This is a genomic window from Kaistella palustris DSM 21579 (assembly GCF_000422265.1).
Taxonomy (GTDB): domain Bacteria; phylum Bacteroidota; class Bacteroidia; order Flavobacteriales; family Weeksellaceae; genus Kaistella; species Kaistella palustris.
In genome coordinates this window covers 1-13024 of the sequence record NZ_AULL01000012.1, presented here as the reverse complement: position 1 = coordinate 13024, position 13024 = coordinate 1, and the positions used below count along the sequence as shown (strand labels likewise).

At 41.6% G+C, this 13024-nt stretch carries 9 protein-coding genes; 7 read left to right on the top strand and 2 right to left on the bottom strand.

Annotated elements, in window-relative coordinates:
- Window positions 1–5 precede the first annotated feature (5 nt).
- The 3 genes from H562_RS0101155 (at window position 6) to H562_RS0101145 (ending at window position 5304) form a co-directional block, all read left to right on the top strand.
- A complete protein-coding gene (locus H562_RS0101155; RefSeq protein WP_027375828.1) occupies window positions 6–2387 on the top strand; it encodes a penicillin-binding protein 1A in 2382 nt (793 codons plus the stop codon).
- 68 nt (window positions 2388–2455) lie between these two features.
- The gene (locus H562_RS0101150) at window positions 2456–4000 is read left to right on the top strand and encodes a protein adenylyltransferase SelO (protein WP_027375827.1); all 1545 of its coding nucleotides are present in this window, start codon (window positions 2456–2458) and stop codon (window positions 3998–4000) included.
- 29 nt (window positions 4001–4029) lie between these two features.
- Window positions 4030–5304, top strand: coding sequence for a DUF6080 domain-containing protein (locus H562_RS0101145; protein ID WP_051190354.1), 1275 nt, complete (start codon window positions 4030–4032; stop codon window positions 5302–5304).
- A 46-nt stretch (window positions 5305–5350) separates the two neighbouring features.
- Here the strand turns inward: H562_RS0101145 and H562_RS0101140 are convergent, their stop codons facing one another.
- The gene (locus H562_RS0101140; RefSeq protein WP_156831940.1) at window positions 5351–5854 is read right to left on the bottom strand and encodes a superoxide dismutase family protein; all 504 of its coding nucleotides are present in this window, start codon (window positions 5852–5854) and stop codon (window positions 5351–5353) included.
- A 151-nt stretch (window positions 5855–6005) separates the two neighbouring features.
- Here H562_RS0101140 and H562_RS0101135 point away from each other — a divergent pair, with 151 nt between their 5' ends.
- The gene (locus H562_RS0101135; RefSeq protein WP_027375824.1) at window positions 6006–8225 is read left to right on the top strand and encodes a TonB-dependent receptor; all 2220 of its coding nucleotides are present in this window, start codon (window positions 6006–6008) and stop codon (window positions 8223–8225) included.
- A 111-nt stretch (window positions 8226–8336) separates the two neighbouring features.
- Window positions 8337–8978, top strand: coding sequence for a hypothetical protein (locus tag H562_RS0101130; protein WP_027375823.1), 642 nt, complete (start codon window positions 8337–8339; stop codon window positions 8976–8978).
- An 83-nt stretch (window positions 8979–9061) separates the two neighbouring features.
- On the opposite strand, the gene H562_RS0101125 is transcribed toward H562_RS0101130, so the two are convergent.
- Entirely contained in the window at window positions 9062–9598 is a 537-nt protein-coding gene (locus H562_RS0101125; protein ID WP_027375822.1) for a hypothetical protein, read from the bottom strand.
- Window positions 9599–9811: 213 nt separating this feature from the next.
- Between H562_RS0101125 and H562_RS14440 the strand changes: the two genes are divergently transcribed.
- Together H562_RS14440 and mnmA are read left to right on the top strand one after the other, a co-directional pair.
- Window positions 9812–11569 carry a T9SS type A sorting domain-containing protein gene (locus tag H562_RS14440; RefSeq protein WP_169463243.1) on the top strand — a complete coding sequence of 586 codons (1758 nt, stop codon included), beginning with the start codon at window positions 9812–9814 and terminating at the stop codon, window positions 11567–11569.
- Between the two features lie 134 nt (window positions 11570–11703).
- Window positions 11704–12891 carry a tRNA 2-thiouridine(34) synthase MnmA gene (mnmA, locus tag H562_RS0101115; protein ID WP_027375821.1) on the top strand — a complete coding sequence of 396 codons (1188 nt, stop codon included), beginning with the start codon at window positions 11704–11706 and terminating at the stop codon, window positions 12889–12891.
- Window positions 12892–13024: the final 133 nt, after the last annotated feature.

Below are 13024 nucleotides of genomic sequence, written 5' to 3'. Positions count from 1 at the left end.
CATTTATGGAAAACAAAAAAAGTCCGGGACGCAAACCTCAGCAGACGTTCCCGCTTCCTCCAAAAAAAATTAAAAATCGCGGCTGGAAAAAGTGGGTGAAACTGATCTGGATGGGACTTGTGATTCTGGTCCTGGGAATTTCAGCTGTATTTTTCGGTGTGTCACAAGGTTTCTTCGGCTCAATGCCCGATGTGAAGGAACTCGAAAATCCCGACATCTATGTCGCCTCAGAAATTCATTCTTCCGATGGGAAACTTCTGGGAAAATTCGAAAAAGAAAAAACCCAGCCCATTACCTATAATCAGCTGCCACCCTATTTGATCTATGCGCTTCAGGCAAAAGAGGATGAGCGCTTCAAAGAACACTCGGGAATTGACCTGCAGTCTGTTGCACGGGCAGTAGCTTTCCGCGGACAGCGCGGCGGCGGTTCTACCATTACCCAACAGTTGGCAAAACTCCTGTTTACGGGAGCGGCTTCGCAGAATACCCTGCAGCGGTCTTTTCAGAAACTGAAAGAGTGGGTTGTGGCGGTAAGCCTGGAAAAAAGATATACCAAAGAAGAGATCATTACGCTATACTTCAATAAATTCGATTTTGTAAATAACGCCAACGGAATCGAAATGGCCTCGCGAATTTACTTCAACAAAAAAGCGTCGCAGCTCACTTTACCCGAAGCCGCCATGTTTGTCGCCATGCTCGAAGCTCCCGTAGCAAATAATCCTATGCGGAATCCGGAACGCGCAAAACGACGGCGCGATGTAGTGCTCGATCAGATGCTGAAAACAGGTTACCTCGATCAGAAAACTTATGAGCAGGCTGTAGAAACACCGATCAAGATTGATTTCCATCCTGTAAAATCTATTGATGAAGGTTATTCGGCATATTACAAATACTATCTGCGAAAGGAGATCGACAGCTATCTTAAGGATTACGAAAAGAAAACCGGTAAAACACTGAACCTTTATAAAGACGGTCTTAAGATTTACGTAACGTTGGACTCTAAAATGCAGAACTACGCGGAGGAAGCCATTAAAGAACATCTTACCGACCTGCAAAAAAGGTTCGATGCGGAGCAGCGCGGCCGTAAACAACGACCTTTTTATTTGATTAATGATAAGGAGATCAATTCTATCATGATGAGCGCGGTGAAAAGAACCGGCCGTTATAAGCAGTTGAAAAATGCGGGCGTTCCCGAAGATTCCATCATGCTCGAATTCCACAAACCGATCAAAACCTCCAGATTTACCTGGCAGGGTGAAGAGGAAGTTGAAATGTCGCCCTGGGATTCTATCCGCTATCACAAGCAGATTGCACAGGCAGGCCTGATGTCGATGGTTCCCGGAACCGGAGAAATCAAAGCCTGGGTTGGTGGGATCAACTGGCAGCATTTTCAGTATGACCATATTAAGCAGGGTAAAAGACAGGTCGGCTCCACTTTCAAACCTTTCGTTTATGCGACTGCCATTATGAAATTAGGAATGACGCCCTGTTCCACCGTCTCTAATGCAACTTATACCAAAGGAAGTTGGTCTGTACAGGGAAGTGGAGGCATGTTAACCTTAAGAGATGCCCTGGCGCATTCCAAAAACCCGGTCGCGGTAAGGCTTATAGAAATGACGACGCCAAAAAGCGTTATTCAGACCGCGCGGGATCTGGGTGTTACGGAGGAAATTCCAAACGAATACGCAGTAGCATTAGGTTCATCGGACATTACTATTTACGAAATGTTGGGCGCCTACAGTACTTTTGCGAATTATGGAAATTACATAAGACCCGAAATGATCTGGCGTATTGAAGACGCAAACGGCCGTGTGATCAAAGAAGTAAAACCTGTACTGAAGGAAGTGATGAATGAGCTTTATGCCTACACCATGATCGACCTGATGAAAGGTGTCGCCGAATATGGTACTGCATCCGGAGAACTCTCGCGCAGAGGTGTGGAAAAAAGTATAGAGATCGCCGCAAAAACCGGAACAACCCAAAATAACTCCGACGGTTGGTTCATGGGACTTACGCCAAATCTTGCTACCGGCGTCTGGGTCGGCTGGGAGGATCGCGCCACGCACTTCCGTGGAACCGGCGAAGGCCAGGGTGCAAAAATGGCTTTACCGATCTGGGCAATTTATATGAAAAAAGTTTGGGCAGATAAAGAGCTCGGTGTCTCGCCCGAAGATAAATTCGTAAAACCTTCAAACTGGACCGGCAGCTGCTCCGATTTGCAGGGACTTGGCGGCTATGGCGACGAGGGTGGCCTGCAGACGATTGATGAGATTAAAAATCCAAAACCTGTGGAACCCGATTATGTACCAAAAAAACCGACCAACAAACCGGAGGAAAACGTAAATGAAAAAATCAATACAGGCGACGATATTGATTTCAATAAATAGATATATTACATCGCGACCACAAATCCTTTCAATTTTTTGAAAGGATTTTTTTTGCCGAACTTTGAAAGATGAATCTTAAGAATATTACGCAGCCTTTCATCAAATACTTTCCCGGCGACTTTTCCGGCAATCCCATGCAGCGGCAAACTCCAAAAGTTGTTTTCGCAGCCGCAGAAATCGCACATTTTGAAAAACCGGAATTACTTTTTTTTAATGAAAAGCTGTCCGAAGAAATTGGTCTGGGAAAAATTGAAAACAGCGAAGATCTGGCCTTTCTGAATGCCTCGGCCGTTCCCGATACACTTACAACTTACGCAACTGCTTACGCCGGCCACCAGTTCGGTAATTGGGCAGGACAACTCGGCGACGGACGCGCTATTTTTGCCGGTCAAATTCAAAATGCCGCCGGAAAAAAAACCGAACTTCAGTGGAAAGGCGCAGGAGCCACTCCGTACTCGCGGCACGCCGACGGCCGCGCCGTGCTGCGCTCATCAGTGCGCGAATATTTGATGAGTGAAGCCATGCATTATCTGGGAATTCCTACCACAAGGTCACTTTCACTTTCGCTGAGTGGCGAGCAAGTGATGCGCGACATGATGTACGACGGAAATCCAGAATACGAAAAAGGCGCAGTCATGATGCGTACAGCCGAAAGTTTTCTGCGTTTCGGGCATTATGAACTGCTTTCTGCCCAAAACGAATTTGAAACCTTAAAAAAACTTACAGATTTCACCATCGAAAATTATTTCCCCGAAATCACCTCAACAGGCGCCGCGAAATATGCTGAATTCTTTCAAGCCGTGGCAGACAGAACGGCCAACCTTATGGCAGAATGGTACCGTGTGGGATTTGTTCACGGCGTGATGAACACCGATAACATGTCGGTTTTAGGCCTTACTATTGATTATGGTCCGTTCTCTTTTCTGGATGAATACAGCTTAAATTTCACACCAAACACCACCGATCTGCCCGGCAGGCGTTACGCATTTGGAAAGCAGGCGAAAATTGCACAATGGAATCTCTGGCAACTTGCCAATGCGCTTTTCCCTTTAATTAAAGACGAAAAAACTTTAGAAAATATTCTGAACAGTTTTACGGATAACTTCTGGCAAAAACATGACCGGATGATGGCCTCAAAATTTGGTTTCGATTCCGTTCTCAGGAAGGATGGTGAATTTTTTACCCTGGCCCAGCAGATGCTTGAGGAACTTAAAATCGATTATACATTATTCTTTACCAAACTCGAATCATGGACAGGAAATCACGATGCTGATTCCCATTTTTCCGATATTTTTTACGAAACTCCTTCAGAAGAAAATAAGGCCGGCTTTAAAACTTTCCTGCAAACATACCGTGAAAGGCTAGAAAAGAATTCCGTTTCTGCGGAAGCGTCGGCGGCGCTTATGAGAAAGACCAACCCGAAATTCATACTGCGGAATTATTTGCTTTTCGAGGCTATTGCAGAACTGAACGAAGGTAACAAAGATCTGTTTGAAAAGCTACTTACTGCGCTGCAAAACCCTTATGACGAAATCTATCCGGAGTTTTCAAAAAAAAGACCTGCGATTTACAATGGTCAAAGCGGCTGTTCTACCCTTTCGTGCAGTTCCTGAAATAATGTACTTTTGCGGAAAACTGCCTTGTGGACTTTAAAAAAAAATTTAGTGCTTTTCTGAAAACAGTTTTCCCCGCGACTAAATTAGAGCTTCTGCTCTTTTTTATATTTCTGTCACTTTACGGAATTTTGGGCGGTTACATTGCTTTAAACTACCGCATCATATTTGATGACCGGATTCCCTGGGATGCCTATTTCAGTTTTGACAACCGTGCGATCGTAATGACCGGCGGCGGTTTCGAACGTCATCCGCTGGCGAACTATCTTTTCAACTGGATCCGGGAATTTGCCTACCTCTTCTCAGACGGCCGTAAAAATGACACTTTCCGGCTGGTTTTAGCCTGGTGCAGCAACTTTGCCATTAGCTTAAGTCTGGTTCAGGTCTTCAAATACCTAAAGAATATCGTTGGGCTACCGACAGGCATTTCTGTGCTGATTCTTGGTTTTTTCTCGATTTTCTCTACAAACATTTTACTTTCTTTTACACCGGAAACGTACACTTATACACTCTTTTTCCTCATTTTATTTAATTATTACGCAGCATTAAAATTGAGGAAACAGGAAAAGATGAATACGGTTGCCCTTGTGCTGGCGGGGATTTCAGTGGGTGGTCTTACCATTACCAACATTATAAAGGTTTATATCCCTCTTCTTTTTGAAAAAAATATTTTCCGGTCGTGGCAGAAACTGTTCAATGGCCTGGTGCGGATCCTGATTTCTGTGGCAGCTATTATTCTGCTGTACATGTACCGCATGGATTTTAAATATTTCAACTTTTTACAAAAGTCGACTGCGCAGTACGAGAAATTTTCAGACGCGAAAACTACACCGGTCTGGGATATGATTGCTTCCTGGTTTTTTGGGGGAAATATCTTGCTTTCGGGCTACGAACTGCGCGATTACCACAGCAAAAAAGGCTTTTATTTCAAAGCCCTTTTTATGGATGTATATCAGTCATGGATCCCGTACGTGTTTGTGGGAGTAGTTACAACTCTTATTTTATGGAGTATTTTCAGGAACTTTAAGAATAAATTTGTGCAGCTTCTGGTACTTTCATTCGCCGTAGATATTGTCATTCACTGCGTTTTAAAATTTGGTCTGCATACCGCCTACATTTACGGCGGACATTTTATATTCGTATTTCCGCTGCTGCTCGGCTGGCTGTTTCATGCGTACAGAGATTCCCCAAAAATACTTACAGGACTTTCCGCTCTGATTTCTGTACTGTTCGCTTATCTTGCCTTAAATAACCTGTTCAGGATGGAGGAGTTTTTGAATTTCCTGGAAGCATACTACCGTTAAAGAAAATGGGTTTGAAAACATGATTTCCAAACCCAAAAACAGTTTATTATTTAATTTCTACACAACCCACGCGACCGCCGGCATTTCCGGTTGGCTGGGTTTTAAAGTCATCTCTGTCTGCGTGGATGATGAGTGATTTTCCTATTATATTCTTACTCTCATCGCTGCAGCCCATACACCATTTATCAGTTTTAAAGGTCAGTCTTGCAGTTCCGTCCTTATCGGCAACCAAATTACCGATATCGCCCATGTGGAAATGCTCGGAACCCCATTTGCCGTGATCATTTTTCGAAGGATTCCAGTGGCCACCTGCAGAACTGCCGTCAGTTGCCGAGCAGTCACCTTTTTCGTGGATGTGAACGGCATGAATTCCCGGTGTCAGTTTATATACATTCAGATCCAGCGAAACCGTCTTACCTTTTTGAGTAAAATCAGCGGTACCCTGAGTCATGGTTCCGCTTTTGGAATTTACGGTGTAGTTTTTTGTAGTCGTGCACGATACACCGAGAACTGCACTGCAAAAGAGCATAGAAATTTTTGCAATTTTCATAATAGTTTATTTTAATGTGAACACCTTTGCGGTGTATAGAATTCGCAGGGAATTTACCAAAAACAATTCAGTAAAGAATTTTAACCGTTCGGTCAGTATTTTTTTCAGCAAAACTCATTCCGCAATAGATTTGCAGTATAAAAATAAACCCATGCAAACTTTTATTATTTCCAAAGTCCTTCTGCTAACTGCCTTTCTGCTTGGCATCATTCTGAATGCGCAAGTGGCCATTTCGGGAAATGTTTCCTTTAAAGGCAAAGGTGTTAAAAACATTTCAGTGACGCTGAAAGACACCTACGACGGTGCTACTACCGATGAAAAGGGAAATTATTCATTTGAAACTTCCGAGAAAGGTGAACATTACCTGGTTTTCTCAAATCCCAAATTTGTGGAAGTTGAAAAAAGCCTGAATATCAATTCCCAACCGCTGACGGTAAATGCGGAGTTGAAAGAGGAGATCTCGGAAATTGCCTCAGTTGTCATTTCAGCGGGATCTATCGAAGCAAGTGACAGAAAAAGGGCTACCGCCTTACTGACGCCACTTGACATTTATACGACTGCGGGTGCAAACGGCCAAATCTCCTCGGCACTGGAAACGCTTCCCGGCGTGCAGAAAGTGGGCGAAACGGAGGGCCTTTTCGTACGCGGAGGTACAGGAACGGAAACGAAATTCTTTATGGATGGAAACCTTGTCAATAATTTTTTCGGCAATTCCGTTCCAGGCGTAAAATCAATGGACCGGTTGAATACATCTTTATTTAAAGGCAATGTCTTCTCCAGCGGCGGCTATTCGGCACTTTACGGCCAGGCGTTGTCGTCGGTACTGGCGCTGGAAAGTATCGATTTCCCGGACCGCAATTCTGTAGATATCGGGATTTCACCGATATTTCTGAACGCCGGTTTTCAAAATGTGAACGATGCTAAAACTAAATCTTTCGGTATTGGAGCCTCCTATTCAAACATCGGACTGATGACCAAGCTGATTAAATTCAACAATGACTTTACAAAAGCGCCGGAAAGTTTTATGACAAACTTTAACTTCAGGCTGAAGAATAAAGCCGGCGGCATCTTAAAATATTACGGTAGTTTCGACACGAACAGGATCGGTCTTCAGGCGGAAAGTTTAGAACCCGGCGCAGATTACGACAATACAGATCTGAAAGGGAAAAACACCTTCCATAATCTGTCCTTCAAGCAGAAATTTGGCGCATATCTGCTAAATGCCGGCAGTTCCTACACTTATAATTCGAACGGGCTCAGCCTCAGCAATACTTTTCAGGACAAAATCATCAATCCAAACCACATCAGCGGTCAGGGAAATTATTTTAATGCGAAGGCCGTCCTGGAAAGAAAAATTAACCGGATATCGGCAATTCGCGGCGGCGTGGAATTTAATCAGGCAGATGAAAAAACCGATGTGGCTTTGGCGGAAGTTCCTTATCATTTTGGAGATAAAACAACTTCTGTATTTGCCGAAACTGATCTGGGATTCAGCAATAATCTCTCGGCGAAAATAGGCTTGCGCTCAGAATATTCTTCAGCACTGGAAAAATGGAACCTTGCGCCCCGCGCTGCAATGGCTTACCGCTTGTCGCAAAAATGGACGAGTTCATTTGCTTACGGAATCTTCTACCAGAATCCCGAAAGCCAGTTTTTCGGTCCTTATCCTCTTTCTTACCAAAAGGCCGAACATTACGTCCTGCAGTTTCAAAGAAATGAGGAAGCGCGCAGTTTAAGGCTGGAACTCTTTTATAAAAACTACAGCGACCTCATTAAAACTAAAGTTTTAGATTACCGCCCGGTTGCCATAAACAATACCGGGGATGGCTATGCAAAAGGCCTGGAAGTTTTCTGGCACGATAAAAAAACCTTACCTAATATTGATTACTGGATTTCTTACTCATTCCTGGATTCCAGGAGAGATTTTCAAAACTACGACAGAAGTCTTTTCCCGAATTTTGCGGCGAAGCACACGGTTTCACTCGTCGCGAAAAAGTTTGTAACCAACTGGAAGACAGGATTTAATTTCTCTTACACCTATACTTCGGGGAGACCATATTATAATTTCCTGACAGACACGGACGGGAACTACCACCTTAACGCAGAAGGAAAAGCAAAAGATTATAACGCGTTGAATTTCAGTTTAAATTACCTGCCGTGGCTGGGTAAAAAAGATTCAAAAGCCTTCACCGTATTTGTATTATCGGTCAATAATGTGCTTGGACAAAAAAATATCTACGGTTATAACTTTTCAAAAGACGGACTTCGCAGTAAAGCAATTCTGCCCTCGACCAACACGTTTATTTTTATCGGTGCCTTCATCAGTTTTGGTGTAGACCGTACCGAAGACGCCATTAATAATAATTTATAGGCGCGGTTCAGAAAGTCAAAACGACCTTTCAGCAAGAAAATATTTTCTGAAACCTGCTTTTAAAATACCTTTGACCCATCACAAACAACCTTAACAATAAAAAATATTACAATGAAAAAATTACTTTTGACCGTTATGCTGATGACTGCAGTAACAGCTTTTGGCCAGACAGGCTTTGAAAAAACAATGGGAGAGAAAATCGCTAAAGTTGAACAGTCCCAAAATGCCGACGACCTTACGGCGCTTTCCAATGATTTCACCAGAATCGCCGACAAGGAAAAAACGGAGTGGCTCCCCTACTATTACGCCGCCTTTGCCTCCGTTCAGAAGGGCCGGATCATGATGCGTGAAGGCAAGCTCGCCGAACTGGATAACGTGGCCGACGAGGCGCAGCGTTCGCTGGATAAAGCTGCGGATCTAAGTAAAGATAATGCGGAAATCCTGATTCTTCAAAAAATGATTCATGGTTTGCGGATGATGGTGAATCCGCAGGCGCGGTTCATGAGCGAAGGAATGCTGGGCGCCGACGCGCTGAGCAAAGCGCAGAAACTGGAGCCCGAAAACCCACGAATTACGCTGCTGCAGGCAGAAGACACGTATTATACGCCTGAACAGTTTGGCGGCAGCAAGACAAAAGGTCTGGAACTTTTTCAAAAAGCACTGGACCAGTATAAAACGTATAAACCTAAAAGTGAGTTGAATCCGAACTGGGGAAAAGGCGAAGCAGAATATTTTCTGGCAAGTAAGCCGTAGATCCGTATTTTATAAAGAAATGTAACTCCTGGATCCCCGGGAGTTTTTTATCGGGTAAGCTGATCCGATAAAACCAGAAAATTTTAAAGCCCGAAAACCACCCCAATACTGGGGATGAAACCGCCGCCAAAAACGGATTTATTTCTATCGTAAAGCACATTGTACAAACCGCCGATCTGCATATAAGTATGCTCCCCCAATTTTTGCATGTATCCTCCACCGAGATAGAGCGCCGCTTCCTGGCCGGTATATTTTACATTATTGTATTTATCTTTTTGGGTGAAAAAATATTCCTGAAATAAACCGCTGAGGTAGAAATTCCGCGCGAAATAATAGTTCACAAAAGGCCCTACACCCACAGTACTCGAGGAATAATAACTGGAATTGGTCCAGTTGAAACTCCCTGCCAAACCGGCTTCAAAATTTTCGGTGACTTTATAACCGACACGCGGCGAAAGATAAATAGAGGTAGAACCACCACTCCCGAAAGAGCCACCCACGCCGGCATAGCCTCCAAAAGTCCATTTGGAATCTGTACTGCCCACAGTTGCAGAAGTTCCTATCTGCGCATTTACTCCAAAACCGATCGTAATTAAAGAAAGTAGAATAAGTTTTTCCATTGTTTTTCGTGTTAATGATTTGAATTACAATTTAAGGATTTTTATTAATGATAATAATTTTATGATTTCTATTAAGATTTTAAATTAGTGAAAGGTTTAACCATTGAAATATTAGCAGGAAAACTTTTTGCTCATAGAGAATTCTATAATTTTTGCTGGAAAAATATGTAGATTATGTTTACATTTGAGTTCTATCAAAAAAATTTTATTAAAATGAAAAAGCAATATTTTTTTTCTTTATTTATAACAAAGTTTACAAAATTATTTTTCCTACTGGTTATGTCCCTTCATGTAAATTTATTAATTGCGCAGTGTCCTTCTCTTTCAAATTTATATTTTGGGTCACAGTCAAGTGTAGATCAGTTTATCATTAATTATCCAAACTGTAAGAATATTACAGGTGATATAGAAATAAACGGAAATCAAATTATTAACCTGCAGGGATTACACAATTTAGAATCTATCGGCGGAAACTTGAGAATCTTGAATACAGGGATTACAGATGTTGATCCATTAATTAAACTCAACACCATCGGAATTCATGTAATGGGAGGAGGATTAGATATTGAAAACAATGCGGCATTACAAAACTTAAACGGTTTAAGTACAGTGACCACTGTTACGAACATAACAATACAGGGAAACCCAATCCTTCATGATTTAAATGGGCTGCATAATTCACCAAACATAGCCTTTGTTGATATTTCTATAAACAATGCATTACAAAACATTGATGCACTCGCAAATCTAACTAATCTAAACACACTATATTTATTCGAGAATAATTCACTAACAAATATCGACGGATTAAGTAATGTAACAACGGTGGATGATGATGTAACCATCACTGCAAATCCTGCGCTAACTAATTTAAACGGATTTTCTAATTTGACAAATATTAATGGCAGTTTGGAAATTATTTCTAATGGGTCCCTCTCAAATATTACCGGATTAAATAAATTAAGTCGCATTGAAAAAGACTTTGATTTTGTAGCAAATGCTGCGCAGGATTTTGTGGGACTTAATAATTTAAATTCTATTGGAGGTCGTTTCCAAATTAGTGATAACATCCCCCTGATAAATTTTGAAGGATTGAGCAATCTCAATTCTGTTGGAATTTTTGAAATCAGAAATAATCAAAACTTGCAGAGTTTAACCGGCTTAAACAATTTAACTCATATTGTAAGTTTCTTTAGATTTGAGGGTAACGCATCCTTAATTGATATAAGCAATTTAAACAAACTAAGTCAAATTGGAGGTTTAATTTTTACTCAAAATAATTCCTTATCAAACCTAAATGGTCTGAATGGATTGACTACTGTTGACGGAGATTTAAGCTTCATTGGGAACTCATCTTTAACAAATGTTGATGCTTTAAGCAATCTTAGAAACATCAATGGCTTTCTCAATTTTCGAGATAATTTATCCCTTGACAATTTGAATGCTCTGTCTAATATCACTCATATTGCGGGGTTCCTTCGTCTCATAAACAATGCTTCCTTAAACAATATTATAGGTTTGAGAAATATTGATCCAAATTCAATTACAGAAATTGATGGAATGCAATTAGTCATTGTAAATAATCCCAATGTTTCAGTATGTAATTTACCAAATATCTGTAGTTATTTGTCAAACCCTTCTCAAACACATTTGCGAGAAATTAGTGGGAATACCGGAAACTGTACTACAGAACAGGCGGTATTAAATGCTTGTAGCGAAATGTCGGCTTCAGAGATAGAGGAAGTATCTATCAATATATTTCCAAACCCTGTGAAAAATGAAATTAATATTAAATCTAATAAAAAAATAAAAAATATAACGATCCTAAATGAGGTTGGACAAGTTATAAAAACCGAAAATGAAGATAAACAGAACTATAAATTAAATATAAGTTCTCTTCCGTCTGGAATTTACCTGATCCGCATTGATACCGGTAATCAAATGATTACCAAAAAAGTCATAAAGCAATAGTTTTGAAAATCACAAAATCTCTGTACTGGCTTTTCTTCTAATATAAAGCCCTCTTAGATTCCGGTTGATGTTTAATATCGTAAATTTGCACCTCAATAAAAGAGCATCCTTGAAATGCTTTATAAAATGAAAATATGAAAATTGTAGTTGGCCTCTCCGGAGGTGTAGATTCGAGTGTTGCGGCATATTTGCTGCAGAAACAGGGTCACGAGGTTGTCGCATTATTTATGCGGAACTGGAACGATGCGTCGGTGACGCTGGAAGATGAATGTCCCTGGATCGAGGACAGCAACGATGCGCTGATGGTGGCCAAAAAACTGGGAATCCCTTTCCAGGTCATCGATATGAGCGAGCTGTACAAGGAAAAGATCGTTGATTATATGTTCGACGAATATAAGAACGGCCGCACGCCAAATCCCGATATTTTATGCAACCGCGAAGTGAAGTTTGATGTTTTTATGAAAACAGCCTTATCGCTTGGTGCTGAGAAAGTTGCAACGGGACATTACGCGCGCGTGAGCTCTACTTTTAATGAAAGCGGCAAGGAAATTTTTCACCTTTTAGCCGGAAAAGATAATAATAAAGACCAGTCTTATTTTTTATGTCAGCTGAGTCAGGATCAGCTCTCGAAATCGCTTTTCCCGATTGGTGAACTGACAAAACCTGAAGTCCGCGACATTGCCAGAGAAATGGAACTGGTGACGGCAGATAAAAAAGATTCGCAGGGTTTATGTTTTATCGGAAAAGTGAGTTTACCGACTTTTCTGCAACAACAGTTGGAACCGAAAGAAGGCGAAATTGTAGAGATTTTTAAAGATTTCAGCGGTTTTCACCAGGAAACGCCTCAGTTTTCTTCAAAACTGGAAGAACTGCAGTTTCTGTCTCAAAAACTCAGTTACGAAAAATCGGACGGAAAAGTAATTGGCAAACATTCCGGCGCACATTACTTCACCATTGGTCAGAGCAAAGGTCTGGGCATCGGCGGCCACGCAGAATCCTGCTTCATCATTTCCCGCGATATGGCGACGAATACGGTTTTCGTAGGCGAAGGACGGAATTTCCCCGGACTGTTCCGCAGGGCTTTAAAAATTGAAAACCCCGAAGTTCACTGGATTCGCGAGGATCTGCGTTTGCAAAACGGCGAATCGATGAAAGTTCAGGCCCGGATCCGGTACCGACAACCGCTGGAAGAAGCGACGCTTTACCAGTTTGAAGAAGGTTTGTATATCGAGTTTGAAAACCCACAATGTGCGATTGCAGAAGGACAGTTTGCTGCGTGGTATCTGGAAGATGAGTTGGTGGGAAGTGGCGTGATTGCGTAAAACATTCTCTTTTAATGAATTATATAATTCCTTTTGATTTTTCGAGAGGAATTTTTTGGTATTTTAGCCAGCACGTTACATTAAACTGAAAAAATACGTAGATGAAAAAATTAAATACAACGATATTATGAAA

Bases quoted from the DNA above. Each gene is read 5' to 3' on its own strand.
- H562_RS0101150 (WP_027375827.1), top strand. From the start codon at position 2,456: ATGAATCTTAAGAATATTACGCAGCCTTTCATCAAATACTTTCCCGGC.
- H562_RS0101155 (WP_027375828.1), top strand. From the start codon at position 6: ATGGAAAACAAAAAAAGTCCGGGACGCAAACCTCAGCAGACGTTCCCG.
- H562_RS14440 (WP_169463243.1), top strand. From the start codon at position 9,812: ATGAAAAAGCAATATTTTTTTTCTTTATTTATAACAAAGTTTACAAAA.
- H562_RS0101135 (WP_027375824.1), top strand. From the start codon at position 6,006: ATGCAAACTTTTATTATTTCCAAAGTCCTTCTGCTAACTGCCTTTCTG.
- H562_RS0101140 (WP_156831940.1), bottom strand. From the start codon at position 5,854: ATGAAAATTGCAAAAATTTCTATGCTCTTTTGCAGTGCAGTTCTCGGT.
- mnmA (WP_027375821.1), top strand. From the start codon at position 11,704: ATGAAAATTGTAGTTGGCCTCTCCGGAGGTGTAGATTCGAGTGTTGCG.
- H562_RS0101130 (WP_027375823.1), top strand. From the start codon at position 8,337: ATGAAAAAATTACTTTTGACCGTTATGCTGATGACTGCAGTAACAGCT.
- H562_RS0101125 (WP_027375822.1), bottom strand. From the start codon at position 9,598: ATGGAAAAACTTATTCTACTTTCTTTAATTACGATCGGTTTTGGAGTA.